Annotated in this window: 20 protein-coding genes; 10 read left to right on the forward strand and 10 right to left on the reverse strand. The window is 58.3% G+C overall.

The features are described from left to right. Positions 1 to 13 precede the first annotated feature (13 nt). A complete protein-coding gene (locus GC165_14365; protein MBI1334052.1) occupies positions 14 to 754 on the reverse strand; it encodes an SDR family NAD(P)-dependent oxidoreductase in 741 nt (246 codons plus the stop codon). A gap of 63 nt (positions 755 to 817) precedes the next feature. On the opposite strand from GC165_14365, the gene GC165_14370 reads away from it, so the two are divergent. Further along, on the forward strand, positions 818 to 2,176 hold the full coding sequence (locus tag GC165_14370) for an ascorbate-dependent monooxygenase (protein ID MBI1334053.1): 1,359 nt from the start codon (positions 818 to 820) through the stop codon (positions 2,174 to 2,176). Between the two features lie 45 nt (positions 2,177 to 2,221). Here the strand turns inward: GC165_14370 and dnaK are convergent, their stop codons facing one another. Then, entirely contained in the window at positions 2,222 to 4,111 is a 1,890-nt protein-coding gene (dnaK, locus tag GC165_14375) for a molecular chaperone DnaK (protein MBI1334054.1), read from the reverse strand. Positions 4,112 to 4,377: 266 nt separating this feature from the next. Next, positions 4,378 to 5,907, reverse strand: a complete 1,530-nt coding sequence (locus tag GC165_14380; GenBank protein ID MBI1334055.1) for a hypothetical protein — start codon at positions 5,905 to 5,907, stop codon at positions 4,378 to 4,380. A 640-nt stretch (positions 5,908 to 6,547) separates the two neighbouring features. Between GC165_14380 and GC165_14385 the strand changes: the two genes are divergently transcribed. Beyond that, positions 6,548 to 7,000, forward strand: coding sequence for a transposase (locus GC165_14385; protein ID MBI1334056.1), 453 nt, complete (start codon positions 6,548 to 6,550; stop codon positions 6,998 to 7,000). A gap of 341 nt (positions 7,001 to 7,341) precedes the next feature. Here GC165_14385 and GC165_14390 read toward each other — a convergent pair whose 3' ends face one another. Together GC165_14390 and smc are read right to left on the reverse strand one after the other, a co-directional pair. Continuing rightward, positions 7,342 to 8,445, reverse strand: a complete 1,104-nt coding sequence (locus tag GC165_14390) for an aminotransferase class I/II-fold pyridoxal phosphate-dependent enzyme (GenBank protein MBI1334057.1) — start codon at positions 8,443 to 8,445, stop codon at positions 7,342 to 7,344. 83 nt (positions 8,446 to 8,528) lie between these two features. Continuing rightward, positions 8,529 to 12,032, reverse strand: coding sequence for a chromosome segregation protein SMC (gene smc, locus GC165_14395; protein MBI1334058.1), 3,504 nt, complete (start codon positions 12,030 to 12,032; stop codon positions 8,529 to 8,531). Between the two features lie 73 nt (positions 12,033 to 12,105). On the opposite strand from smc, the gene GC165_14400 reads away from it, so the two are divergent. The 7 genes from GC165_14400 to GC165_14430 all read left to right on the forward strand — a co-directional run bounded on the left by GC165_14400 (position 12,106) and on the right by GC165_14430 (position 20,006). After that, positions 12,106 to 12,603, forward strand: coding sequence for a hypothetical protein (locus GC165_14400; GenBank protein MBI1334059.1), 498 nt, complete (start codon positions 12,106 to 12,108; stop codon positions 12,601 to 12,603). Positions 12,604 to 12,690: 87 nt separating this feature from the next. Continuing rightward, positions 12,691 to 13,482 (forward strand): hypothetical protein, encoded by a 792-nt coding sequence (locus GC165_14405; GenBank protein MBI1334060.1) that lies wholly within the window; start codon positions 12,691 to 12,693, stop codon positions 13,480 to 13,482. A gap of 577 nt (positions 13,483 to 14,059) precedes the next feature. After that, complete coding sequence (gene rfbD, locus GC165_14410) at positions 14,060 to 15,790, forward strand: dTDP-4-dehydrorhamnose reductase (protein ID MBI1334061.1); 1,731 nt, start codon at positions 14,060 to 14,062, stop codon at positions 15,788 to 15,790. Between the two features lie 98 nt (positions 15,791 to 15,888). Further along, a complete protein-coding gene (locus tag GC165_14415) occupies positions 15,889 to 16,188 on the forward strand; it encodes a PEP-CTERM sorting domain-containing protein (GenBank protein ID MBI1334062.1) in 300 nt (99 codons plus the stop codon). A gap of 99 nt (positions 16,189 to 16,287) precedes the next feature. Then, the gene (gene aspS / locus GC165_14420) at positions 16,288 to 18,093 is read left to right on the forward strand and encodes an aspartate--tRNA ligase (GenBank protein ID MBI1334063.1); all 1,806 of its coding nucleotides are present in this window, start codon (positions 16,288 to 16,290) and stop codon (positions 18,091 to 18,093) included. Between the two features lie 27 nt (positions 18,094 to 18,120). Then, on the forward strand, positions 18,121 to 18,816 hold the full coding sequence (locus tag GC165_14425; GenBank protein ID MBI1334064.1) for an alpha/beta hydrolase fold domain-containing protein: 696 nt from the start codon (positions 18,121 to 18,123) through the stop codon (positions 18,814 to 18,816). 278 nt (positions 18,817 to 19,094) lie between these two features. Continuing rightward, entirely contained in the window at positions 19,095 to 20,006 is a 912-nt protein-coding gene (locus GC165_14430) for a hypothetical protein (GenBank protein ID MBI1334065.1), read from the forward strand. Here the strand turns inward: GC165_14430 and GC165_14435 are convergent. Continuing rightward, complete coding sequence (locus GC165_14435; protein MBI1334066.1) at positions 20,003 to 21,277, reverse strand: sigma-70 family RNA polymerase sigma factor; 1,275 nt, start codon at positions 21,275 to 21,277, stop codon at positions 20,003 to 20,005. The two genes, GC165_14430 and GC165_14435, sit on opposite strands and share 4 nt — an antisense overlap. 59 nt (positions 21,278 to 21,336) lie before the next feature. Continuing rightward, the gene (locus tag GC165_14440; GenBank protein MBI1334067.1) at positions 21,337 to 22,542 is read right to left on the reverse strand and encodes a type II secretion system F family protein; all 1,206 of its coding nucleotides are present in this window, start codon (positions 22,540 to 22,542) and stop codon (positions 21,337 to 21,339) included. Positions 22,543 to 22,760: 218 nt separating this feature from the next. On the opposite strand from GC165_14440, the gene GC165_14445 reads away from it, so the two are divergent. Then, on the forward strand, positions 22,761 to 24,428 hold the full coding sequence (locus tag GC165_14445; protein ID MBI1334068.1) for a hypothetical protein: 1,668 nt from the start codon (positions 22,761 to 22,763) through the stop codon (positions 24,426 to 24,428). An 18-nt stretch (positions 24,429 to 24,446) separates the two neighbouring features. On the opposite strand, the gene msrB is transcribed toward GC165_14445, so the two are convergent. The 3 genes from msrB to GC165_14460 all read right to left on the reverse strand — a co-directional run bounded on the left by msrB (position 24,447) and on the right by GC165_14460 (position 26,107). Next, positions 24,447 to 24,926 (reverse strand): peptide-methionine (R)-S-oxide reductase MsrB, encoded by a 480-nt coding sequence (msrB, locus tag GC165_14450; GenBank protein ID MBI1334069.1) that lies wholly within the window; start codon positions 24,924 to 24,926, stop codon positions 24,447 to 24,449. 34 nt (positions 24,927 to 24,960) lie between these two features. Next, a complete protein-coding gene (locus tag GC165_14455) occupies positions 24,961 to 25,560 on the reverse strand; it encodes a hypothetical protein (GenBank protein MBI1334070.1) in 600 nt (199 codons plus the stop codon). Positions 25,561 to 25,741: 181 nt separating this feature from the next. Next, entirely contained in the window at positions 25,742 to 26,107 is a 366-nt protein-coding gene (locus GC165_14460) for a hypothetical protein (GenBank protein MBI1334071.1), read from the reverse strand. Positions 26,108 to 26,110 lie beyond the last annotated feature (3 nt).

Below are 26,110 nucleotides of genomic sequence, written 5' to 3' on the forward strand. Positions count from 1 at the left end.
GCAAGTAGATCGCCTAGTGGAAGTAACTCGCCCCATTGATATCGATCACGACGCCGCTGAGGTAGCTAGCGGCGTCGCTGAGTAGGAAGCTGGCCGTCGCCGCGCAATCCGCCGGCGAGGCCATCCGTCCCATCGGGATCGTGGCGAGAATTTCCTTCAGCCGATTGTCCATTCCGTCTCGCGCCATCGAGGTATCGACCCAGCCTGGCGCGAGGCCGAAGAACTCGATTCCTGAATTGGCATATTCGACCGCCAGGCTCCTTGTAAGGTTGATCAGCGCGGCCTTGGAAGCCGCATAGAAGGCGGCATTCGCCTCACCCCGGAAGCCAACTCGACTAGCGACGTTCAGCACCTTCCCTTTGCCTCGCCCTTCGAAGTCCTGCAGAGCGGCGTAGATCAGTTCGGTTGGCGCTTCGAAGTTCACGCGCGTCATCTCGTTTCGGACCTTCTGCCAGGTGGCCGCATCCGAGCCAAACGGGCTCTGGATGTATACGCCGGCATTGTTCACCAATGCGTCGATGGGAGCCATCTCGCGAGCAGAGAGCCATAGTTTCTCCGTCTCTTCGGGACTGCGCAGATCGGCCTTCACCACACCCAGGCAGGCGTCTCCCAACGACTCGGCCAATACATGTGCTTCGGTCACCCCGTTCGTACAGTGCAAAATCACCTGCCAGTCATCGTGAACTAATTGTCGAGCGATCTCGGCTCCGATTCCCCGGGAGCTTCCCGTCACCAGAGCGGTCTTTCCATTCATCTAGACAAAAGTTTACAATCCAGACGGAAACCTTGGATACCGAGCAACGTATAAACTAGCAACATGAAGTTGCCGTCCGTTTTAGTTGGGGTTCCGTGCTGTGCGATTGTCGGCTTCGGACTCTTTGGGTTCGCCAAGAACGGCGATCAAAAGACGAAGGTCGCACCGGTTGTGCCGGTGGTCACAGTTCCCGACAAGGTTACCTACGCCGAGAACGTCGCTCCGATCCTGGACAAGCACTGCACCAAGTGCCACCACGACGACGCCGTTGCGCCGTTCTCGCTGGTTGGTTACGACAATGCCAAGCGGCAAAGTGCAATGGTTGCCAACTCGGCCAGCGACAAACGAATGCCACCCTGGAAGGCGGTCCACGGCTACGGCGATTTCCTCGACGAGAACCGGCTGACTGACACCGACATCGCGATCTTGAAGAAGTGGGCCGAGACGGGATCGAACCGCGGCGATGCCGCCAAGGAACCTAAGCCGCAGGTCTTCAACCCGACCTGGGAGCTCGGCACACCGGATATCGTTCTGCAGGCATCGAAGCCGTTCAAGCTAGAAGCAGAAGGCGACGACGTCTACCGCAACTTCGTCTTCGACCTCCACAACACCGAGCCGGTGTACGTGACGGCGATGGATGTGAAGCCGGGCAACAAGCAGGTGGTTCACCACGTGATCGGCTTCCTCGATGCCAGGGGCCGTTCGGTCACGCTGGAAAAGAACAACAAGGACGGACAGGAGGGCTACACGACTTCCGGCGGTGGAATCGGCGTTCCTCCGAGCGGCGCCCTCGGCGGATGGGCACCCGGCGTGACGGTTCGAAAGACCCCGGCGGGCACCGCGTTTGTGGTCCAACCTGGCACCAAGATCGTGATGCAGGTCCACTATCACAAGGACGGCAAGGAAGAGACCGACCAAACTAAGCTCGGCCTTTATACGACCAAAGTGAAGCCGGAGCGGCAGATGGACATCTACTGGTGCGCCCAGCACTTTTTCAAGATTCCCGTCGGTGCCGCCGACCAAGAAGTTACTTGGCAGGATACGATGCCGGCCGACGCCACCATCTACTACGTGATGCCGCATATGCACTTGCTTGGCAAGTCGATGAAGGCAAAAGTGATCAAGGATGACGGCACCGAGGTTCCGCTCGTGTTCGTTGACCACTGGGACTTCAACTGGCAGTTGATTTACGCGCTAAAGGAGCCGCTCAAGGTGAAGAAAGGCTGGAAGCTGGCGGTCGAAGCCCACTATGACAACTCGGATGATAACCCGTACAAGACGGACCGCCCGGTGACGTGGGGCGAGCAGACGACCGATGAGATGGCGCTCCTGGTTGTGGGCTACACCGCAGAAAGGCCGATCACTATTCAGCAGATGATTCAGCAGAAGCTGAAGGACGGATTCCGCCGAGGCGGCCAGTAACAAAAAAATCCCCCCGGCATTCGCCGAGGGGACCTCTCTCCAGTCTTACTTCTCTTCCTGGAACTCGGCGTCGATGACCTCTTCGCCGTCGGCTTGCCCTGCCGTCTCGCCTGCGGTCGGTTGACCCGCTGCGCTATCGGCATAGAGCTTCTCTGCGATGGCGTGCGACACGGTTTCCAGCGCTGCGTAGGAGGTTTGAATCTCCTCTTCGAAGCCCGCGGTGACGGCCTTGCGGACCGCCTCGATCTTCTCGGTGGCGTCCTGTCGGGTCGCCTCGTCGATCTTGTCGCCCGCGTCCTTCAGCGTCTTTTCCGTCTGGTAGGACAACTGGTCGGCCTTGTTCTTCAGCTCGGCGAGCTCCTGGAACTTGCGGTCGGCCTCGGCGTTCACTTCGGCGTCGGCCACCATTCGCTCGATGTCGTCGCGATTGAGGTTGCCCGAACCGGTGATCGTGATGCTCTGCTTGGCTCCGGTTCCCTTCTCCTGCGCGCTGACGTGCAGAATGCCGTTGGCGTCGATGTCGAAGGTCACTTCGATCTGCGGAACGCGAGCCGGGGCCGGCGGAATGCCCGCCAGGTGGAATCGGCCCAGCGACTTGTTGTCGCGTGCCATCGGCCGCTCGCCCTGCAAGATGTGAATCTCGACTTCCGGCTGGTTGTCCGTCGCCGTGGTGTAGATTCGGCTCTTCTTGGTCGGGATCGTGGTGTTGCGGTCGATCAGCTTGTCGAAGATGCCGCCCTGAGTCTCCACGCCCAGCGAGAGCGGAGTGACGTCGAGGAGGACGATGTTCTTGACTTCGCCGCCGAGAACGCCTGCCTGGATGGCCGCGCCGATTGCGACGACTTCGTCCGGGTTCACCGATCGGTTCGGTTCTTTGCCCGTAAGCTGTTTGACCAGGTCCTGCACCTGCGGCATTCGGGTCGAACCACCCACCATGATGATCTCGTCGATCTCGCTCGCCTTCAGCTTCGCGTCTTCCAGCGCCTGGAAGAACGGCTTCTTGACGCGGTCCATCAGGTCCGAGGTCAGTTCTTCAAACTTGGCTCGGGTCATGGTCATGTCGAGGTGCTTCGGCTCGTTATCGACGGCCGTGATGTACGGCAGGTTGATCTGGGTCGAGGCCTGGCTGGAGAGCTCGATCTTGGCCTTTTCCGCCGCATCGCGCAGTCGCTGGACTGCGGCGGTGTCCTTCAATAGGTCCACGCCCTGCTCCTTCTTGAACTCGCTGGCGAGGTAGTCCACGATCTTGTTGTCGAAGTCGTCGCCACCGAGGTGGCTGTCGCCACTGGTCGATCGCACTTCGAACACGCCTTCGCCCACGTCGAGGATGGAAACGTCGAACGTACCGCCACCGAGGTCGAAGACGAGGATGGTTTCGTTCGCCTTCTTATCCAAGCCATAGGCCAGCGAGGCCGCCGTCGGCTCGTTGATGATGCGAAGGACCTTCAGGCCCGCGATCTCACCCGCGTTCTTGGTCGCTGTTCGCTGGGCGTCGTTGAAGTACGCCGGAACGGTGATGACCGCCTGGTCGACCGTCTCACCCAGATAAGATTCGGCGTCGGTCTTCAGCTTCTGAAGGATCATCGCCGAGACTTCTTCTGGAGTCAAATCTTTGTCGAGGGCCGGAACAAAAGCGACGGCTTGGCCGTTCTTGCCCGCCTTAATCTTATAAGAAATTCGGCTCTGCTCTCCCGAGACTTCGCCGAACTGGTGCCCCATAAAACGCTTGATCGAATGAATTGTATTTTCGGAGTTTGTGACGGCCTGGCGTTTTGCCGGCGCGCCCACCAAGCGCTCACCATTCTTCTTATAGGCGACGACACTGGGACACGTTCGCGCCCCTTCCGCCGTACTGATGACGACGGGCTCACCGCCTTCCATTACTGCGACGACCGAGTTGGTCGTACCTAAGTCAATTCCTACTGTTTTTCCCATTGCTACTTACTATTATGGCATTAAACCACTTGAGTCTTATACGCTCAAGGAGTTTTACGTTTAGGTTACCAGAGGCGTTGCACGATGGGTACGAATCGGTGCGCTTCTTTATAAAAATGTGGACATGTTTCTTTTCCGGGCGATGGGGAATGGCCGAGATCATCACGATTCCATGCCTTAGGGAAATGAGTGTGAAACCCTTCTTAACGCGATGAATCGCGTTGGTGAAAGCGCGGATGAATCCGCGCAGTCCAAATGGGCTCCCATTACTCCCGCCACCGACCCGCCAGAATATCGTCGATCGCCTGAATCTTTGGACTCGTCTTGGTCAGATCGTCGGTCAGGCCCCACGTTCCATACTGGCCGTCGTACCCCGTCGCACCCGCCACAAAATAGTTCATCAGCCCTCCGCCCATCGACCGCCACGTTCGGTAATACTTCAGCAGAATCTGCCGCATCCGAGGGTCGAACTGGGCTTCTTTCTTCCCCTGGATCGAGTTCGGACCGAACGTATCCGGCCCCGCCTCGTACGCCACCAATCGCAAACCGTACTTCTTCAGGTTTGTTGCGTACCAGTCGGCCTTGCAGTAGGTCGGAATCGCGTCCACGACCTTGCTCATGGCGTCCAGTACCTGGTCCTTGGTCAGGTCCTTTTCGTCGTTAGCCTTGCCCAGGTTGAAGTACGGCGCACCGGCGATGGCATAGATGTAGTCCTTCGGCGGGCCATAGTTGTGGTCGATGTAGTTCAGCCCCTGCTCTAGCCAGTTCTCCGGCCACACTACTTGCCCCGCCAGGATCGGCCGCACCGAGTCCGAGAATCGTGCGCCGTACACGTCTTTGAAGATTGCGCGAATCTGCATCAGACGTTTGGCGATGCGCCGAGCGGGCCAAGTCCAATCCTGCCCCTTACCGTCCCAACTGAGGTCCTTGGCGTCCGGCCCCTCGGCCTTGGCGTGGTCCAGGTTGTAGTGCGACTGCTCGAAGCCCCAATTCCAAACCTCGTTGCTGTTCTCCACGTACACATGCAGTTTGGGGTCCAGCCGCTTCTTGCATAGCTCGGCCAGGTTGCGCACATAGTCGTCGTCGGCGTGCTCCGGCACGCAGAACCATGGATCGGCATGCACCAGGTTCGCCAAATCGATCATCGCCTCGTACGGCACACCGCGGTCGTTGGCGTAGCTCGGGCTCTCCGGCAGGTTCCTCTGCGACCATTTCTCCTGCTTGTTGCCGTTGGTCGAGCCCCAATCCATGAACCGCAAGGTCCCGAACCGACGAATGTGGTCGACGAAGACTTTGGTGAATTGGCCCTCGGCCGGAAGCGGACGGAGGACGTGCAGATTTCGCACGCCGCCATCGGTGTTGGTGAAGCCCAACATCAGCGAATCCTGCCCTTGCGGAGCATCGAGATCGGCTTTCCAGAGCCCGCCTTCGCGATGCAGATTCTGGATCGTACCGCCCGAGGCCACCGCCCGGATGCTTGGATTACCTTTGCATTCAAAGCTGAGCTTGTAGGTGCCGCCGGTGTTGGCGACGCCCTTTTGCGAGGCCATGAGGATCACGCCGAAGTCGGTCGTGGGCCAGCCTTGCGCGTCGAGGGTTTTGATCGCCACCCACGGCTTATCCGGCTGACCGAACTCGCGCGACTGCTTCATGATGTCGGCAAACGCCATCGATCGGCTCCAGTCGGCGATGCCCTCCAGATTCGCCCCCAAGAGGTCGCGGTTGGGGCTCGCCGCCGACGCCGAGGTCGGCTTCTGGCACCCCAACAAGACGGCAAAGACGACCGTGCCAAGCATATAGGAACTATACAGGAATCCGGCTCGCATGAGGAATAGGGGGAGTCTAGACCTTTGCTACCTCAGTAGCAAAAGGATCGTCTTCCTATGGTTTCTCTGTTCGACCCTTTAGGCTGGAGGTCTTCAAGTCTTCTACCTTGCCCCGTTGGGCAATTAAAATTGACCCAGCATGAAATGCTGGGTAAGTTCCGGCAGAAACAAGCGAGCTGAAAGTTCGCATCAATGTTGACCATCTCCGAGATTGGCAAATGGGGATTGAGGCGAGCCTACAGCTCGCTTCATTTCCCGGCTAACTACCCAGGGTTACACCCGTGGGCTAATTTGAGCCAGCCCTTCAGGCTGGGGGTCCTCGCTGATGAGGCTTCTGACCACCCTCAACAGCGAATGCCCAAACGATCCACTTCAGCTCATCAAATTGGAGTACAAATCTGATGAGCTACGGAGGAGACCAATGTCCGCTTTCCAGCGCACTGCGCTAATGTGATCCAGCACTTCAGGCTGGAGGCCCTAAAGACTGAAGGAGTCTCCTACTTTGCCCCAACGGGGCAATTCAAATTAGCCCAGCATGAAATGCTGGGTAAGTCCCGCACCAAACCGGCGAGCTGAAAGTTCGCATCAATCCAAATAAAATAGATGAGCCATGCCGCAGTCTCTGTCCCAGATCGTCGTCCACGCCGTTTTCAGCACCAAAGATCGGACGCCTTGGCTCGACGAAGCATTGAGGCCAGCGCTCTTTGCCTATATCGCCACCGTTATCAAATCGGACGGCCACGTACCAATCATGGTCGGCGGACATGACGATCACGTTCACATTCTCTTCGGTTTGGCCCGAACGGTGCCCATTGCCGACATGATCAAAAAGACAAAGGTCACCTCATCGGTTTGGATCAAATCAGAATTCCCGCACCGGTCGAACTTCGCATGGCAGGGTGGCTACGGAGCGTTCAGCGTTTCCTACCCGTCGATCGACGCCGCAATCGCCTATATTGCAAATCAGGACCAGCATCATCAGAAGCTTTCGTTTCCCGAAGAGTTTCGCCGTCTCATGGATGAGAATGGAATCGCCTTCGATGAGAAATACGTTTGGGATTGAGGCGAACCTTCGGCTGGCTTCATTTCCCGGCCAACCCCTACCCAGGGTTTCACCCTGGGCTAATGTGACCCAGCCCTTCAGGCTGGAGGTCTTCAAGTCTCCTACTTTGCCCCAACGGGGCAATTCAAGTTAGCCCAGCATGAAATGCTGGGTAAGACCCAGGCAAAACCAGCGAGCTGAAAGTTCGCATCAATTTAGATCATCTCCAAGATTGGCAAACGGGGATTGAGGCGATCCTAGAGCTCGCTTCATTTCCAGGCCAACTTCGAACATGCATAGACGGAGCCTTCCTCACCTGTTCTGCCGCAGCATGTTCGTCTAACCGTGCCATCCGTGATTGCTCACGTTCGACACGCCACAATCGAACCGATCGCGTCCACCATCCGCTGGTTCGTCGAGGCGTCCTTGACCGCGACGCGGACCCACTCGTCCCCCAGGCTCGGCGCCGATTTGCCAAGGTTGCGCACGAACAGCCCCTCCCGAAGAGAAGCCGCACGAAACGCCTCGGCCCGAGGCACCCGCAGGTTCAGCCAGTTGGCGCAACTGTCGTGCACCTCCAGCCCGAGACCGGCCAGCCCCGACGCCAGCTCGCCCCGCAAGCGGTGCGTCTCCTGGTACCGATCGTGGTAGTACGCCAGGTCCCGAAACGCCGCGCAAGTCGCCGCCTGGGCCGGGAGCGAGACCGCCCACGGGGGAGTCCACCGCGACAGGTCCGAGCGCAGATGCGGGTTGGTGCGGAGCATCGCCGCGCGCAGACCGCTAAGGGCGAACCGCTTGGAGAACGAGCACACGACCGACACATTGGGTGGCAGGTCGGCCACCGACAGCAGGCTCTCGCCCGGATTCCAGAACTCCATGTACGCCTCGTCGATCAGCACCAGGGTTCGCCGCGGCACCGCCCGTAGCGCCGCCAGCAGATCGTCCCGGTCCACGGGTTGCCCGGTCGGGTTATTGGGGTTGACCAGGACCGCCAGGTCGAATGCGCCGTCCGCCAGCCTGGCCGTCCACTGCTCGAGGTCCAGCCGAAAGCCGTCGTCCGGCAACAGCGTCAGCCGCGTGACCCGACAGCCCACCACCTGCTCGCACGCATGGGCGTACTCGCCGTAGCTGGGCTCGATGAGGAGCACATGCGACGAGGGGCGAAGCGTCCGCGAGGCGAACAGGAACCACAGCGACGACGACCCGGCTCCGACCAAAAGCTGGTCTTCGGGCACGGCGTAGTGCGACGCGATCTCCGCGATCAGGCCTTCGGAATACGTCGGCGGCGAGGTCTGCATCGACCATTGGGCGATGTCGGCCAATGCGTCGGCCACCCGGGGCGACGGCGGAAACCAGGCGTCGAGGACGTCGGCATTGATGATGTCGCCAAAGCGATTCGGCGAATGGAACCGAGGGTCGAGCCGCTCCCAAAATGCGCCGCCGTGATAACAGGTCTCGTCAACCATGCCCTCATTGTTGAGCGATTCGTCGCGATTGAGAAGCCTGCAATGCCGAATTCAGACCCTGGGGCCGAGAAAGTTCAGACCTTTTACGCCACCGGCGCATCCGCTTCGTGCACGATCACCGCTTTCGACTCCGGAAGCTTCATCGGAATCAGCGTCGAGACCCCCGCTTCCTGCATCGTCACCCCGAACAGGTTCGGCGCAATCTCGATCGTCGTCGGGTTGTGGGTGATCACCACGAACTGGATCAGCTCCGAGAACTGCTCCAGCGTTTGGGCGAACCGCTCCACGTTGCGGCCATCCAGCGGGGCGTCCACCTCGTCCAGCACCACCAGCGGTGCCGGCTTCACCTTCAGCAGAGCGAACAAGAACGCCGAGGCGCACAGCGACCGCTCGCCACCCGAGAGGAGCTGCAGCGGTTGACGCTTTTTGCCCGGAAGCTGAACCACGATCTCGACGCCGCTTTCCAACACCTTGGCCGGATCTGTGAGCTCGATCGACGCCGTTCCGCCCCCGAACAGAAGCGTGAACATGACCGAGAACTCGGCCCCGACCGCCTCGAACGTGGAAACGAACTTGTCGCGCGTCAGCTTGTCCAGTTCCGCGATGGAAGCCTCGACCTGCTCTATGCCCTTCATGATGTCGTCGCGCTGGAGACTCAGCGACTCCAGCCGCTCGGTCAGCCGCTCGAACGCCTCGATCGCGCCGGTGTTGACGTCGCCCATCGCCTTGATCTCGCGTCGCAACCGACCCACCACGGTTTGGGCATCCGCCGGAACCTCGTGCATGTTCTCCTGCGCCAGGGCGTCGGTCTCGCTGAGGCCGTACGCGTCCATCAGCCGCTCAGCCAAGGTGGCCCGTTTGGTCTCGGCTCGGGCTCGGGATAGTTCGTTCTGGTGGTTGGATTCGCTGAGGGCCATCACGTTCGCCCGGGCCTCCTTCAGCTCCTCCTGAATCTTCATCACGTGCTCGCCCAGCTCGCGCCGCTCTTTGGTCAGCGCCGTGAGCGACACCATCAGGGTCTGCTTCTCCTTGGCGTGGGTTTCGGCCTCGGCCCGCAGTTCCTCCACGTGCTTGCGCAGTCGGTCGCGCTCCGGTCCCAGGTTCTCCAGCCGTCGCTCGCGATGGTGCTCGGCTTCCTTGGCCGACTCCAGCCGCTTCTCGGACGCATACTGGCGAATCTGCGCTTGGCGCACCCGCTCTTGAGCTTCCCGCAATCGAACCTCGGCCTGCTCCACGTCCGCCGACTTCGAGGCGACCGCCTTTAGGCATTCGTCCCGCACCCGCTCGAAAGCGGTGATGTCCACATCGTCGATGCCCGCCTGTGCGCCTTTCTCGATCTGCTCGATCTCGTGCTTAGCCTTGTGCAGTTGCCGCTCGGCGTCACGCAGTTCGTCTTCCAGGGCCTTCAGCAGGTGTTCGGCTTCGTCCGCCGGTTCCTTGGCCACTTGCCGCTGTTCGCGGTGGTCGGCCATCAGGGCTTCGCATTCGGCGATCTCCTTCGCCCGCTTCTGCTTGCGCTGGTCGGCTCCCGCCAGGAGCTTATCGATCTCGGCGATCTCCCGTTCGATCTCGGCGAGGTCGGCTCGGCGCTGGACGATGCCGTAGCTCTGCCGCTGAGTCTGGCCGCCGGTGACGGCGCCGCTAGAGTGGACCACTTCCCCTTCCAAGGTCACCATTCGGCTCCAACCCGACGTCTTGGCCAGCTTGAGGGCGTCGTCGATGGTCTCGACGATCACGATTCGGCCTAGCAGACTTTCGATAACCGGCTCCACTCGTCGCTCGCATCGCACCAGGTCCGAGGCTCGGTTGATCACTCCGCGTTCGTTGAGGACTCGCCGAAGCTCCGGGCTTGGGTCGTTGCGCCGCATTAGCGAAATCGGCTGGAAAGTACATCGTCCGGCCCGGTTCTCTTTCAGCCAGTTCACCGCGTGCTTGGCGTCTTGGTCGGTGTCCACGATCAGGTCGTTGGCCGACGCGCCCAGCGCGGTTTCGATCGCCAGTGAGTACTCCTTGTCCACGTCGATGGCATCCGCTACCGATTCAAATTCACCTCGGATCAGCCCCCGGTCTCGCGCTTCCAGCACCGCTCTGGAGCCCTGCGAAAGGCCTTCGTGGGCGTCCAGCGTCGCTTCGATGCCTCGTCGGCGTCCGTCCAGGCTGGCCCGTTCGGCCAGCGAATCTCGCATCTTGGCCGACTCCCGATCTTCGTCCTTCTTGATCTGATCGACCGTCGTCTGGAGCCGCCCCAGCGCGGCGTCGTGCTCCTGCATGGCCGCATTCGCGACCTCAAAATCCTTCCTTGCCGCCTCGATATCCTTGCCCAGTTGCGGCAGCGCCTTTTCAATTCCCGATATCTCGCGGTTGAGGAGCCGAGCCCTACCTTCCTGAGCCTCGCGCTCCGCTTCCCACTTCATGCGCAAGCCCTTCTTTTCCCGCGCTTCCTGCAGGTCCTTTTCCGCTTGCTTCAGCCGGTCGGAGAGCTCCTTCGATTCGCTGGACGCTCCCGCCGATTCGAGCTGAATCTTCTCCAGCGCTTCAATCTCGGCCGACACTTCGGCAATAGCTGATTCCGCGTCTTTGGCCGCCTCGCCCAGGCGGTTCGAGACCGTCTTCTCGTCTTCCTTCAGGTTCTTTTCTTGGGCGATCAGCGACGAAATCTTCTCTTCCGTGATCTTGACGTTGGCTTCGGCCCGCTCCTGGAGCGTCATCTGGTCCTGATGGAGGGTACGCGTGCGCTCGACCTGCGAGTCCAGCGCTCGGATGCGCTCGTTGCTCTCCTCGGTCTCCTGCTCCAGCCTCGCCGAGTTCACCCGCTCTCGCTCGACCAACTGCCCGGATTGGGCGATCTTCTCTTCCAGCGTCTGCAGTTCGTGAACCGCGCCGCACAGGTCGCGGATCAACAAGCCGACCTCGACCTCCCGCAGGGCCGCATCCAACTGCTTGAACCGGACGGCGACCTCCGCCTCTTCGCGAAGCGGCTCGCGCTGGGATTCCAGCTCATTGATGATGTCGTCCACCCGGCTAAGGCTGTCCCGCGCCGCCGCCAACCGCCGCAGGCTCTCGACCTTTCGCGCTCGGTAGCGCTGAACGCCGGCCGCTTCATCGATCCACGCTCGGCGATCCTCCGCCGACGCCGCCAGGGCCTGGTCGATTTCCTTCTGACCGACGATCGCATAACCGGCTCGGCCCAAGCCCGAGTCGGCTAGCAGTTCCAAAATGTCTTTGAGTCGGCACGACTGCCGGTTGATCGAATAGTCCGAATCTCCGCCCCTCGTCAGCCGACGGGTGATCCACACTTCCGACGCCTCGATGGGAAGCGTGCCGTCCTCGTTATCGAAGCACAGCGAAACCTCGGCGTAGCCGACCGGCTTCCGATTTTGTGAACCGCTGAAGATCACGTCTTGCGACGATGAAGCTCGGAGGTGCTTGATGCTTCCCTCGCCGAGCCCCCAAAGGATCGCGTCCACCAGATTCGACTTTCCGCAACCGTTCGGACCTACGACGGCGACGATACCGCCGTCGAGGCTGAACTCAGTTTTTTCCGCGAAAGTCTTGAATCCAAAGATTCGAACACGCTTGAGGCGCATATAAAATGAAGTTCTTAGAATACTATGGCGCGAACCTTGCAGGCTTAGTTTGAACCGGAAAGTTACTCACATCATGACAGGACGCCTCTTACTACCGCTCTTCTTGACTCTGGGCCTCGTTGCCACGTCGTTGGCCGAAACCCCAAAGGAGGCGATTCAGAAGCGGTACGACGAGCTTTCTCAGCTTGAAAAAAAGAAGGACGCCCAGGCTCTAGAGAAGGCTTATCGCCTCAACGCGGCTAGCAACTTCATGTACGTAGATCTCTTCCAAAACACTTACGACATCGACGTGTCCGTCGCTCAATATGTGAAGCAGTTGGACCGGGTCGAGGACTACGTCCAGAACTCAAATACCATAACCGATATCCGTCGCGATGGTCTCAACTACGTCTGCACGGTCAAGACCGTGTTAGACGCTTTTCTAGACCCCGATCACAAGCGGCACCTTCAAGGCGTGTCGATCAGCGAGGACATCTGGACCAACACGATCGCTGGATGGAAGATGCTAAAAAGCCATGTCACCAAGGAGTCAGCAAAGATGAACGGCAAGCCGATCATCTCGAAGGGATAGGCCCTGCGGCACACCTGCAACCTATCGTAGACTTAAACCGAATGTGTATAATCGGAAGACGAATCATTTTCCGGAAATTGAATCTCGATGAAGCGCTTTATTAACTGGCTCAAAGGTCTCTTTAACCGAACCATGGACAAGCTTGAGGATCCTGAGATGATGCTCGAGCAGGCTAAACGGGACATGCAAGTGGCCCTCCAACAGAACCAGGAGAAGGCGGTTCAGGCGATTACACAGAAGAACATGCTCGAGAACATGCTGAACGAGCAGAAGCGAAAATCGCAGTCCCTCGAGAACCAAGCCGCGATGGCCCTGAAGCAGGACAAGCGCGATCTTGCCACGCAGTTGATGCGCGAGAAGATGAACGTCGATGCGAGCCTGACCAACCTTCAGACTAGCTACGATCAGGCCGTTCAGACCGTCGAACAGATCAAGGTCGGCATCAAGCGACAGCAGGAAGAGGTCCGCAAGAAGACCGCCGAAGCGATGCTCCTGAAGACCCAATGGAAGCAAGCTCAGGTTCAAAATTCCATCAGCAAAGCCCTCGAAGGCTTGACCTTCGAGAACCAATTTGAAGGCTTCGGTGCGGCGCAAGACCGCATCCGCGAGAAGCAGAGCGAAGCTGCCGCCCGACAGGAACTTCACAACGAATCCTTGGCCGGCAAGATGATGCAGTTGGAAGACACCTCGCGAGACATGGAAGCCGAAGAAGAGCTTTCCAAGCTCGAAGAGCGACTTGGAATGAAGACGACCGCTGCTCCCGCTGAGACTCAGACGGTCAGCGTGACCGACGGTGGAGCCGCCGCTGGCGGAGCCACGGTGGGCGAAGCCGAAAAGGCCCTGGAAGACCTGGAAAAGCGACTGAACAGCGGAAATTAAGCCGCCGTTCGTCGGGTTTGCTAGTAAGCTAATACCATGGCATCAGCCGACCTCATGAAGCTGTACCAGCTTCACCTGATCGACGTTGGCATCCTCGAAGTCCGAAAGAAAGCCGCCGCTCTCGAAGCGGGCAAGAAATTCCAAAGCGAAGTCGAAGCCTTTACCGCCCAGGTGAAGGCGCTGGAAGCGGCGTACCACAAGGCGCACGGCGAGCAGAAGGACCTCGAACTTAACAATCAGCAGATCGACGACAAAGTGAAGTCGATCGACAAACTCCTCTTCGGTGGCACGGTCACCAACCCCAAGGAAGTCGACGCTTACGAGCACCAAGTCACCTCGCTCAAGAAGCAGAAGGAAGCCAACGAAGACCGGCTCTTGACGGTTTGGGATGAAGTCGCCGCGGCTGAAACCAAGCTGAAGAAAGGTCAGGCCGAACTCGGCGAGAAACAGTCGGCCTTCGACGATTGGAGGAAAAAGGCGGTCGCCGTCAAAAACCAACTCGAAACCCGGTTCAAGGAACTGACGGCCCAACGTCCCGACGCGGCCAAGGGCCTTCCTCCAAACCTCATCGCGACCTATGACGCCATTCGCAAACAGCACGGCGGCATTGGCCTCTCAAAGGTCACCAAGCAGCAGACCTGTGAAGAATGCGGAACCAAGGTGGCCGACAAGAGTATTGAATCCATCAAGGACGATAAGATGGTTACCTGCGAAGAATGTCACCGAATCCTCTACTGGACGGGCGGTCTGGTGTGAGAAAGCTCTCCCTCGTTATGCTCGCTGCCGCGGCATCGCTGATGGGCGGATGCGCCAAGTTTCCCGCCAACATCACGACCGATGCCACCCGAGTCATCTTTCGCATGACGGTGCGAGGCACTATTCGCCAGGACTACGTGTACATCATCCCGATCCGGGTGTCCACCCTCCTCAGCCCCACCGACCAGGGTCCCATTCCCGTCGTGGCGTTCCCCAATGCCAACGGCTTTGTGGATGGCCACGTGGACTACTTCGTGGTCTGGACCCCCGATACCCAACAGTACACGCTGTACAAGTTCGACGACTCTTCTCTGACGCTCTACACCGCGATCGGCGTTCCGATCAACACGGTGGACGTCACTCCGGGCTCGTCCACCACCATCGGCTTCGAGCTGTCGCTTCAGCAGATTCTTGGCTCCGCAACGTCGTGGGACCAACTTCAGTCGATCCAGGCCAACTTCCTCACGATGAACTACCGGCTGACTGCGGGTGCGAGCGCTTCGGGCCGCATCATCGACTGCCTCGGCAACACCAACCTACAATCCGACCTCAACGAGCCGGTCACCATCCCGCTGGCGACTTCGGGCACCTACGACAACGCTCGCTTCAACGAAATCGAACCGGCGACATCCGATTGTCCCGATCCCGACCTCGACATTTCCGATTGGTCCATCGAGGTCCAACGGCAGTGAGGGTACTGGTCCTGGGTGCGAGCGGAATGCTCGGCACCGACCTGGTGCGCATCCTGCGCGACCGGGACCATGACGTAACCCCATTCACCTCGAAAGACCTCGACCTCACCAACCATAAGGCCGTCCGCGACTGCGGGGCGCTCTCCAAGAAGCGGCACGATTGGGTCGTCAACTGCGCCGCCTACACGGCCGTCGACCAGGCCGAACTTGAACCCGAACTCGCGTGGGACGTCAACGAAGAGGGCGTGCTCAACCTTGCCGAAAAATTGGAGAACGGCCCTCGCCTCATCCACATCTCCACCGACTTTGTCTTCGACGGCTCCAAGACGACGCCCTACACCGAAGAGGACGAGCCAAACCCGATCAGTATCTACGGCCAAACCAAGCTCGGCGGGGAGCGTTACGTCGAGGCGATGATCGACGATGCCGTCATTTTGCGGACTTCTTGGCTGTACGGTCCCAACGGCAAGAGCTTTCCCAAGACGATGATCAACGCCTACGAAGCGGGCAAGACCCTTCGCGTCGTCAGCGATAAGGTCGGTTGTCCGACCTACACGAAGGACCTGGCGATGGCGATTACCGAGGCCATCGAAATGAATATTCCTGGCGGTATCTATCACGCCGCTGGCCCCGACGCCCAATCCTGGCACGACTTCGCCGAGCTGACCCTTTCAACGTGGCGTGGCGAACCCGTGAGTATCGAACCCATTCCGACTTCGGCATACCCCACTCCCGCCCAGCGGCCGAACTATAGCGTCCTGGATACCGGCAAGCTCGCCGCCCTTGGCATTTCGCCGTGGCAATCAACCGCCGAGTGCCTAAAAGACTTCTGCCAGGACCTGAAGGCCCAGGGCCTGTAACCGTATCCCTACCGGTTTTTGCTGGCCGCTTTGACCAGTGGCATCCAACTTGCAACCACCTTTTCTCGCCAGGGCACGATGCCCAGGAAAAGGAAATCATGGTACGACGGATCGTTACTCTCGCAACCCTTTTTGTCGTCGCTTCGGCCTACGCTGGTGGCGGAAACAACAACTACTCGAATTTCGGCAGCAGCAACAACTGGTGCAACACCGGCATCCAGACCAACACGAACAACTGGTGCGGCACCACCAAGAACAACACGGACTGCAACACGCCAAAGCCGCCGACCAACTGCAATCCGCAACCGCCGACCAACTGCGTCCCCGAGCCTTCGTCGATCGCCGCTCTCGCCGTGGGTGGATTCGGTCTCATTCGCCGAAAGAAGAAGCGCGCTTAAGCCGCTTTAACTAAGGAATTCTCGCAAAAGAACAGGGGTTTCGCCGTATCGCGAAGCTCCTGTTCTTTTTTTGCGATCAGGTATCCTTTTAGGTTCAAAATGACCTTTAACGCACGCACTCATCATTGTGGAGATATCCGCCTTTCCCAGAAGGGAGAGACGGTTACGCTGAATGGCTGGATCCACCGCGTGCGGGATTTGGGCGGCCTCTGGTTTGCCGACGTTCGCGACCGGACCGGTCTCGTCCAAATCTTCATCGAACCGGAGAAGTTTCCCAACCGATTCGACCTGCGAAACGAATGCGTGATTGAGGTAACTGGCGTCGTCACCGAGCGCGACGAGCGCAACAAAAACCCCGAGTCGCCAACCGGCGAAGTCGAGATCGTCGTCGAGTCGTACCAGGTCCTTTCCGCTTCCAAACCTCTTCCCTTTCCCGTCAGCGACGAAAGCCAGATGGAGTCGGTCAGTGAAGACCTGCGCATCAAGCACCGCTACCTCGACCTGCGTCGCGCCAAGATGTATCGCGGCTTGGCCATTCGAGCCGCCGCCAATCGAAAGATTCGCGAATACCTCGGCACCCAAGGCTTCCTTGAAGTCGAGACGCCGATCATCACGAAGTCCACTCCCGAAGGCGCTCGCGACTACCTTATCCCCTACCGCCAAACTCCCGGCCTCTGGTACGCCCTTCCGCAATCGCCGCAGCAGTACAAACAGCTTCTGATGGTGGCGGGTGTGGAGCGATACTTCCAGATCGCCCGATGCTTTCGCGACGAATCCAGCCGAGCCGACCGACAGCCGGAGTTCAGCCAGCTCGACCTTGAGATGTCGTTCATCACGCAGGAAGACATTCTCCAGCTCAATGAGAACACGGTTCGCTACGTCGTCAACGGCCTGATCGAGGAATTCGGTCTCCAGAAGGACCCGGTGCAGGACTTCCCACGCATGACTTTTGACGAAGCGATGGACCAGTACGGCTGCGACAAGCCGGACATCCGCTTCGGCCTGGAACTATTCGATATCAGCGCCGAAGTCGAGGGCTGTGAGTTCGGCGTCTTCAACAACGCGATCGAATTCGGCGGCAAGATTCGCGGCGTTCGCTATCCGGGCGGCGCAAAGCTTAGTCGCAAGGAAGTCGGCGTGCTGGAAGACTTCGCTCGTGAGTTCGGAGCCAAGGGCATGGCGTCCATGGCTGTCGAATCCGAAGGCGAAGGCGTCGATCTCGGCAACGGGCTGAAGGTCCGAAGCTCCATTGCTAAGTTCTTCTCGGTCGACCAGCTAAGAGCCATCGCTGACAAGGCAAAAGCCGAAGCTGGAGACCTGCTGTGCTTCATCGCCGATAGCTACGAAACCGGCAACAATGTTCTGTACCGACTCCGATTGGAGATCGGCGACCGATGCAACCTGCGAGACCCGCGCAAACTGGCGTACATGTGGGTGCTCGACTTCCCGCTCGTCGAGTGGGATGCCGACGGTCAGCGATGGTCCTCGATGCACCACCCATTCACGATGCCGAAGTCCGAAGACCTCGAGAAACTGGAGTCCAAGCCGGGCGATGTTCGCGCCCAGGCGTACGACCTCGTCTGCAACGGTAGCGAGGCGGGCGGCGGCAGCATTCGAATCAATCGACCCGACGTTCAGGCCCGAATCTTCACCTTGCTCGGCATCGACGACACCACCCAGCAAGAGAGGTTTGGACACCTTTTGGAAGCATTCTCTTACGGCGCACCGCCTCATGGCGGCATCGCTTGGGGCATGGATCGCCTGATCATGCTTCTCACCGATACGGAAAACATCCGCGAAGTAATCGCCTTCCCGAAGACCGGTCCTGGCCACGACCCGATGATGAACGCACCGAGCCCGGTCGATCCACAGCAGTGGGCCGAACTCGGACTCCGCCTCGGTTAGCCCGCAAAACTACCTTATAATGAGGGTATGGTCTCCCTCGTTGTAAGCTTGCTTTTGCAAACCGTCGATCACGACATTGTCTACTCGACGATCTCTGGCAAGGACTTGAAGCTCGACGCGTATCGACCCAAAGACCCCATCGGTAAGGTGTTCATCGCCATCCACGGCGGCGGCTTTGTCGGCGGGGCGAAAGGCGGCGACACAGCCGCGATCTGTCAGTACCTTTCTTCGCGAGGGTTCACTTGTTTCGACATTGACTACCGCTTGCAGTCCGACGTTGGCGGCACCATCCAGGACGCCATGAAGGCCGCCCAAGCCGACACGGTGGTGGCTTACAACTGGGTCGTCAAGCACGCTAAGGAGTACGGCGGCAACCCGGACAAAATTTCGATTGGCGGCTCATCGGCAGGGGCGATTACGGCTCTCGCCGTCACTTACATCAAGCGTCTGCCCGTCAAGTCAGTGGTGGACCTCTGGGGTGGCATGTACGGCAACGAGAAGGAACTGCGCAAAGGCGATCCGCCCGTTTTGATCGTCCACGGTACGGCCGACAGGATCGTCCCTTTTGTGCAAGCTCAAAACCTCGCTAATCAGGCCAAGATGGCGGGTGTCAAGTACCGGTTCCTCAAGACCAACGGCGGACATTCCATGAACCTCAGAACCGAGATTGACCACTACACGATCTTGGAGCACATCGACTCGTTCCTGCGTGAAACGCAATAGCTAACGTTTGGGCGGTTGGACGGGTCGCCGCGACTCGATCAACCGCTCCCGGAAGTCATTAAACGAGCAAATAGTGCGAATTCCGAGAATCTGAGACACACTCACAGCCGTCTCCCAATTATGGGGGTTCACCTTTCCGTCGAGACAGCGCTTTGCTTCGGCGTCGTATCGGTGGCAATCCTTACAATCCAAAACAGGCTCCCGTAAGTATGCTTTCGACCATTTTCGTGACTTCTATTTTACAGACGCAGACGGGTCAAAGTCCGTCGCTCCAAGTTGTGGGAAACAAAATAAACGTCACGATCGGCAAAAAGATGGAGTCTGTCGATGCCACCGTCGATCCGTCGAAAGAAGCTCCCGCCGACCACGTCGCCTACCGGCGTGACAAGATGTGGGCGGTGTGGGACAGCCGAGGACTGACCGTTCGCAATGGCGAAAAAGTCTTCTCCACCAAACTTGGCGACATCGCCGTTTCGCCTCGCGCGTTTGCTCGCGAAGATATCCTCAAGACGCTCGATCTTTTCAAAGCCAAGCAGCGAACCAAGGACTGCGATTCGCTGAGCGGGTCCGTCCGCATCGGCACCAAGTGCTACTTTCTTCCCCGCTGGACTCAAAAAGACGGCACGACCTGGCTGGAAGCTCTCATTGTCGTCGATTTCGCCGACGAAACCCTCAAGCCCAAATTCCTGGGGCGGTTCATGGGTTTCAGCACTGCCAACCAAAAGATCGACGACAAGATGTTCACCGTCAAGGACCAGCTCTCGATCGTGACCAAGCAGGGCGACACATGGGGCCTTAGTTCCTTCAATGCCGACCAGACGACCTTCGACTTCAACCCACTTGGCTCGAACTTAGTCTCCTACTATCGAGGCGGATACTTCCTGGAAACTACCAGCTACGGAACCAGCATCGTAGGGCAGATCGACCTCGCGAGCGGTTTACGCAAGAACCTGTTTGAGACTCGGGCAAAGAACGTTGAGCTTTCGGACGGAAGTTATCTCGCCATCCTGCGAAGCAAGGACAATACGGTCATCAAGAACCTGAAAACCGGTGGCCAAGTGATGCACGCTGCAAACGCGTACGTGGAACCGCTCGATAACTACGTGTTGGTGTGGACCAAAAACACTCGGACCACCGCGTGGCTGTATGAGCCAACGCGATGGACCGCGATTGCAACCGGAGCGAACTAAGCCGCCTTCGGCGTCGGTGTGGCCAGCGATTTCTCGGCGTGAGCCAAGACTTGGCGGCTGGTCTTTCCATGATGCGGGCAGACCGCGTTGCCGACGAGAATTTGGACGGCCCCGGTCGAGCCGTATCGACCAGAAACCCAGTTCTGCAGGCTATCGAACAAGCGGTCCTTGACCACCTGAACATTCTTGCCGCCGCTGGGCAGGATGATTGCGTAGCCGTGCTCTCCGTATCGAGCTACGACGTCGAGACGTCGTAGGTTCTCGCGGAAGAAGTCGGCCGCGTCGGCCATAAAGTCGAGAATCGACTGCTCGCCGTAGAATCGTCGCAGACCTTCGAGCCCGGTGAACTGAACCAGCACCACCGCCACCTCGGTCTTGTCGTGCGAAGCTCGGTGAAGCTCCTCTTCGACTCGGCTTCGGAAGTAGGCCTCCGTGTACGCGCCGCTGTTACCGTCGATGATGTCGTTGTCGGCCTGAAGGTCGGCGCCGCGAAGCATTCGATCCTTTCGCTCTTCCGAGGTCAGAATCTTGCGAAGCTTCGACAGGCTCTGCCGCAGAATGTGCGACACGTAGTTGCACGAAATGCCGAGCCGCGAGGCGATTTCCGTCTGGCTGAGCGCCTCGAAGTGGAACAGGGAGAGAACTTCCTTTTCCAAATCTCGGAGCTGAGACATGGCGTCTTCCAACACCACTCGATCCTCGACCGAGAGCTGCTCAGGCGAAAACTGGGCGGCGTCGATCTTATCGACTTCGCTCTCGCTCTCGTCGTCGGCGTCGTTCATGCTATCCAGCGAGCCAATGCGCAGAAGGTCTTGCGTCACGATGACTTCGTGCACCGAGCTTTCGCTCACGCCGAGGTTATCGGCGATCTCTCGTTCGGTCGGTACACGTCCAAGTTCGGTCTGCAGGGCTGCCGCCGCCTTATTGACGCGGTGGCGAAGCTCCTGAAGCCAAGCAGGTTGTCGGATCGTTTGCGATTTGTCGCGTAAAAAGTGCTTAATTTCTCCCGCAACCAAATAGGTTGCGTACGTATTAAACCGAACTCCTGCCGTCGCGTCGTATTTGGCCAGCGCGTTGAGAAGACCGATGTACCCTACCTGGACCAGATCCTCGAAGGCTTCGATTCCGGAGAACTTTCGGGCCGTCCTTTCGACGAGACCCGAGTAGGTCACCATGATCATGTCCTTGAGTTCTGGCCTGGGATCTTCGAGATATCGAAGAACCAGGTTCTCGGACTCCAAATTCATATTTTGTTGCGTTTGTAAGCTCATTCCCTTGATTCCAAGTTCATGGGGCGCCTCTTGCACCCCTCCAATCCATCCGAGTTCGATTACTTGATGTTGTTCACGATGCTAAAGATCGGGACCATAATCGAGATGGCAATAAATCCGACAACACACCCGAGGAAGATGATCAGCAGAGGCTCGATCAGCGAGGTCAGGCCCTTGACGGTCTGCTCCACTTCCTGATCGTAAAACTCGCCAACTTTGACCAACATCTCGGGGAGTCGTCCAGACTCCTCACCGACGTCGATCATCGTCGTCACCATGGTCGGAAACAGGCCCGACGCGGTCAGCGGCACGGAAAGCTTGTTACCTTCCTTCAGGCTGGCGCGGGTCGTGTCGATGGCTTGCGCCAACACCAAGTTCCCGAGTGTCTCACCGACAATTTCCAAGCTTCGCATCATCGGAACGCCCGAGTTGATCAGCGTGCCAAAGGTTCGCGAGAACCGAGCAACACTCATCTTGAGCGCCAGGTCGCCAATGACCGGAATGCGTAGCTTGAGAAAATCCCATCGATAGCGGCCTTGAGGCGTCTTCACCCATTGCTTGAGGCCGATAAAGGCGCCTACAAACATGAGGATGACGGCCCACCAGTAGGCCTGCATAAAGTCGCCGATCGCAAAGAGAAACTTCGTGACGGTCGGCATTGGTGCGTTCATGCCTGCGAAGATGTCCTTAAACTTCGGAAGCACGAACGTAAAGAGGGCGAAAAGCATGATCTGGGAGAAGACCAAGACGAGGACCGGATAGGTCATCGCGCTCTTGATCTTGCCGCGAACTTCGGCCTCGTACTCAAGGAACTGGGCCAGTCGGTCCAGAATGAGGTCCAAGATACCGCCGAGTTCGGCCGCCTTGATCATGTTCACATAAAGTCGAGAAAAGACGTCTGGGTGCTTGGCCATCGCCTCGTTCAGCGTCATACCGCCCTTCACGTCGACGGTGATGATTTCGAGGGTTGACTTCAGAGCCGGGTCCTTGCACTGGCCCTGCAGAATGTCCAGACATCGGAGAATCGGAATACCGGCGTCGATCATCGTAGCGAACTGTCGCGAGAACACGACGAGTGCCTTCGGCTTGATCTTCTTTTTGCCACGGGCTCCGGCCTTAGCCGCCTTGATCGGCTTGACCTCGGCGACGTGAAACTCTTGCTCACGCAGCTTGGCGGCTACGCTCTGCTCGGATTCACCTTCCATGGTCGACTGAACGACCCTTCCCGAGGCGGTGTCGATTGCTTTATATGCGTACAAAGGCATTAGTAAGACTCCATCGACGCTCCGATACCGGGATTGTCGAATCCTATAGTTCAGTTATCGGAAGAATTGCTGGCAGGACACCAGAAAAATCGCTAGGTTTTTTAGCGTCCATAAGGCCCAAAATGCATCGCTTTAGGTTCTAGACCGGAAAACCTGAAGTATCGTGAAAGGTTGATAGCAGGTGCATCGCCGCGACCTATGGTTGTATAGTCATAGGTATGCGTTATTTTGCTGTTCTTGTGGGGCTCGTCCCTGCCCTAAGCGTTGCGCAAGCCTCACCCGAGGTTCAGGCCTGGGCAAAGGAGCATTTTGGCCTCCAAATCGAGTTCCCGACGACATCGTCGACCCAAAACTATCAGCGGGTCGCACAGACCGATGGCACTTATGTGTACAAGCCGAACGGTCCCACTTATCTCTACAACGATCCTGCCTGCCAACCATGGCAGGGTGCCTATTCGGTTGTCGATCTCATGCCGACCGGCACGTGGATTCGCGCATCAGTGAACCTGTGGGAGCATTTCCGGAACCACAATCCCGGCCCTCCCGACGACTATGATCGTTATCAAATTGCGATCACTGGGCGAGTGCTTTTCCCGAATATGCCCAACAACACGGATGGACATAACATCCTTTGGGTCATGGTTCCCGGCATCCCGCCCCGGTACTCCACCAATGATGGATGGTTCGATTACCCGGAGACCCGCGACTGGTATAAGCCGATCCCCGAAAACCGACCCTATCTCCATGCTCAAGTCCAAGCGTTTGTGACGGGCGTTAACAATTTCGCCGTTGACCTCGCCAAGCCGATGTTTCCAGGCAAGATTACGGAAAACATCGTCGGCCGTATGGGCTTCCAGCTTGGCAACGAGATCGGCGCCGCCCACCCTGGCGGCTCGGTCTATGGCCCTCCTGGCGACTGGACCGGCATGGGGCAGGTCATGGAAGATACGACCAACGGCATTAGCTGGAGGCCCGACGATAACTACACGAGCAGTCTGGCCGGAGGAGCCAGTTGGACGAATCCCATCAATCTGCCCGCGTTCTCGTTCCTGACCGAGTCTCGAGGACAGGCGTTCGTCAACCAAACCCTCTACGGACAGGTGAAGTCGATTCAATGGCCTGGCGCTACAGTTCCTGGCCTCCGCGAAATCTATTCGTACTACGATGAGGTCTTCGGCCCAAGCAACAACTTCGGCTGGGCGGCTCAGGCTAGCCGGCGATCGGTGCACTTCCGGTCGCCCGTCATCCAGTGGATTCGCGCCAACGACGGTGTTCGCGTGTATTGGCCCGATATCAATCCCGACCTCACGCTGAACGGTCGATGGGAAAATGCTCAGGAATTCGCCAAGCGTTGGGTTGATGAGTTCGCCCTCGTGCTCAAAGGCTATGGCCGCTTGCCGATGCCGAGCCCGGCCCCGACCGTGGATATGACCGAGTGCTACCTCACCTACGGCGAGTTGAACTCGAAGATCCTGAGCCCCGACAACTATCAGTTCACCGTCAATGGTGTGCCTAAGTCGACCGACCAAATTCGAGCCGATGCTCTGCAAATGGGTTCGACCAGCGTGGTTTCCGGTCAGTCGATCGTGGCTCCAGTTCCGCCGAGCCGCCGTGAGCTATTCGCGGCGATCCGCGACGAACTATACACTCGATCCGTCCAGGGCGGCTTGCCGAACCTGGGCCGAATCTTCTGGGTCAACGGCTACACGTCGGACCCACGACGAGAGACAGGGTTCGAGTCGGTCGATCCGATCACATCCTACAATCCTTGGGCCGATTTTCGATTGAGCCCGGCCGAGATTACGACGCTGTTCGGCACCTACACCGGTGGTCAATCGACCGGTGTTAACCTCGGAAGAGGTGGCGGAAGCCGCGGACGCGGCTAAATCTGAGGGTCCTCAGGTTCAATTCCCTTTTTTCTTATTGGGAACGAACTTGAGGACCTTTCCGTTCATGCAGTAGCGCAGGCCGGTCGGCTTGGGACCATCGTCAAAGACGTGGCCCAGGTGGCCGTCGCATCGCGCGCACAGCACCTCGGTTCGCGTCATGCCAAACGAGGTATCAACCTTGAACCAGATGTTCTTCGTGTCGATCGGCTTGTAGAACGACGGCCAGCCAGTGCCCGAGTCGTACTTGGTCACGGCTTCGAACAACGGTAGGCCGCAACCGACGCAATAGTAAGTCCCGCCGCCCTTTTGGTCGAGGTTAACTCCACAGAAGGCGGGTTCGGTGCCTTTGGCTCGCAGAATCTCGTATTGCTCCTTCGTCAACCGCTTTTTCCACTCAGCATCAGAGAGCACGACCTTATCGGGTCGCTTGGGGCTCGTAGTGGCGATTCCGTCGTACTTGACGACCTGCGTGGCGAGGAGAAGCGCGAAGATCATAACCTATTCTATGCGCGAGAAGCCGGATTCGTTCCTATTTCTCGTCTTTGGGCTTTCCGTAGTACATGGGAAGACCGATATCCTTGAGCTTGTCCCAAGGGAAATTCTTCGGGTCGTTCTTACGCCCGTACGGCTTGGCGATGAATTCATGGCTGGTCAGTTGCTTGATCGGGAATCGCCGCATCATGACCTTGATGATCGCGTGAAGCGCGTCGATCTGAGCCTGCGGATACGGGTCCTTCCCATCGTTCAAGTTCACCAACTCGATGCCGATTGAAAAGTGGTTGACGTTGTCCCGGCCATAGAAATCCTTGCTCACGCCCGCATGCCAAGCTCGGTCGAAGGTACTGACGTTCTGCACGATCGAGCCATCTTTGCCGATCGTGAAGTGCGAACTCACTTGGCTCGATTCGCGCTGAAAGGCCTCGGTTGTTTTTTCGAGGGTGGGGATGACGGTCGAGTGAATGACAATGGTGTCGACGTCGTACCCAGCCGGTCGCTTTCCGTAGTTGGGAGACTGAATCCATACGAGCTTCATGTAGCCCGGGTCCTTCCACGGATTCGGCATGGGCGACTTACCGTCGCCTTGTTGAAGAGCAAGCAGAATACTGGCGTTGAGAATCGTTCCAATCATGAACTTTGACTTTCCTTACTTTCTGGCGGCCAATCGCTCGTTCATAGACTGAAGACAACGACCACCGAGGCAACGAGGATGATCGTCGCCGGATAAAGCTGGTGATCGGCAAAAGTGGGTTTGGCGAACTTCCCGATTCCCACCCAGGTTACCACCAATGTCGGAATTAGACCAGTCCTGGCTACTGAGTGTCTTCTCGCTCGAGCTTGGCTTTCATTCCCGTCATGTGGCCCGAACCCAAAAGCAGGATGAGCACCAATGAAAGACCGGCCATCAGTCCATTCGGATAGAAGACGCCCGAGAAGGCACGCGGAGCAAACATGCCAAGCGACAAGACCCCGAGGACGAGGGACATAATTCGACCCACCCGCGGATTTGACTTCCAAAGGAAGAAGGAGCCGATCATGAGGGCACCAAGCATCGTTCCGCCAACGAGCGACATGATGTGGGGCTTATGCCCGGCGGTTGGGGCAAAGTAAGCCATGCCTCCTAGGGCAATGCTGATCATGCCGAACAGAACTACGGCGGCGTTGATGACTTTGGTCATACC

It is taken from the genome of Armatimonadota bacterium (assembly GCA_016125185.1).
In the GTDB taxonomy this organism is placed as follows: domain Bacteria; phylum Armatimonadota; class Fimbriimonadia; order Fimbriimonadales; family Fimbriimonadaceae; genus Fimbriimonas.

What these genes read in the sequence shown, in the direction of transcription:
- GC165_14365 (MBI1334052.1), bottom strand. Translation starts at nt 754, where the DNA reads ATGAATGGAAAGACCGCTCTGGTGACGGGAAGCTCCCGGGGAATCGGA.
- GC165_14370 (MBI1334053.1), top strand. Translation starts at nt 818, where the DNA reads ATGAAGTTGCCGTCCGTTTTAGTTGGGGTTCCGTGCTGTGCGATTGTC.
- dnaK (MBI1334054.1), bottom strand. Translation starts at nt 4,111, where the DNA reads ATGGGAAAAACAGTAGGAATTGACTTAGGTACGACCAACTCGGTCGTC.
- GC165_14380 (MBI1334055.1), bottom strand. Translation starts at nt 5,907, where the DNA reads ATGCTTGGCACGGTCGTCTTTGCCGTCTTGTTGGGGTGCCAGAAGCCG.
- GC165_14385 (MBI1334056.1), top strand. Translation starts at nt 6,548, where the DNA reads ATGCCGCAGTCTCTGTCCCAGATCGTCGTCCACGCCGTTTTCAGCACC.
- GC165_14390 (MBI1334057.1), bottom strand. Translation starts at nt 8,445, where the DNA reads ATGGTTGACGAGACCTGTTATCACGGCGGCGCATTTTGGGAGCGGCTC.
- smc (MBI1334058.1), bottom strand. Translation starts at nt 12,032, where the DNA reads ATGCGCCTCAAGCGTGTTCGAATCTTTGGATTCAAGACTTTCGCGGAA.
- GC165_14400 (MBI1334059.1), top strand. Translation starts at nt 12,106, where the DNA reads ATGACAGGACGCCTCTTACTACCGCTCTTCTTGACTCTGGGCCTCGTT.
- GC165_14405 (MBI1334060.1), top strand. Translation starts at nt 12,691, where the DNA reads ATGAAGCGCTTTATTAACTGGCTCAAAGGTCTCTTTAACCGAACCATG.
- rfbD (MBI1334061.1), top strand. Translation starts at nt 14,060, where the DNA reads ATGACGCCATTCGCAAACAGCACGGCGGCATTGGCCTCTCAAAGGTCA.
- GC165_14415 (MBI1334062.1), top strand. Translation starts at nt 15,889, where the DNA reads ATGGTACGACGGATCGTTACTCTCGCAACCCTTTTTGTCGTCGCTTCG.
- aspS (MBI1334063.1), top strand. Translation starts at nt 16,288, where the DNA reads ATGACCTTTAACGCACGCACTCATCATTGTGGAGATATCCGCCTTTCC.
- GC165_14425 (MBI1334064.1), top strand. Translation starts at nt 18,121, where the DNA reads ATGGTCTCCCTCGTTGTAAGCTTGCTTTTGCAAACCGTCGATCACGAC.
- GC165_14435 (MBI1334066.1), bottom strand. Translation starts at nt 21,277, where the DNA reads ATGAGCTTACAAACGCAACAAAATATGAATTTGGAGTCCGAGAACCTG.
- GC165_14440 (MBI1334067.1), bottom strand. Translation starts at nt 22,542, where the DNA reads ATGCCTTTGTACGCATATAAAGCAATCGACACCGCCTCGGGAAGGGTC.
- GC165_14445 (MBI1334068.1), top strand. Translation starts at nt 22,761, where the DNA reads ATGCGTTATTTTGCTGTTCTTGTGGGGCTCGTCCCTGCCCTAAGCGTT.
- msrB (MBI1334069.1), bottom strand. Translation starts at nt 24,926, where the DNA reads ATGATCTTCGCGCTTCTCCTCGCCACGCAGGTCGTCAAGTACGACGGA.
- GC165_14455 (MBI1334070.1), bottom strand. Translation starts at nt 25,560, where the DNA reads ATGATTGGAACGATTCTCAACGCCAGTATTCTGCTTGCTCTTCAACAA.
- GC165_14460 (MBI1334071.1), bottom strand. Translation starts at nt 26,107, where the DNA reads ATGACCAAAGTCATCAACGCCGCCGTAGTTCTGTTCGGCATGATCAGC.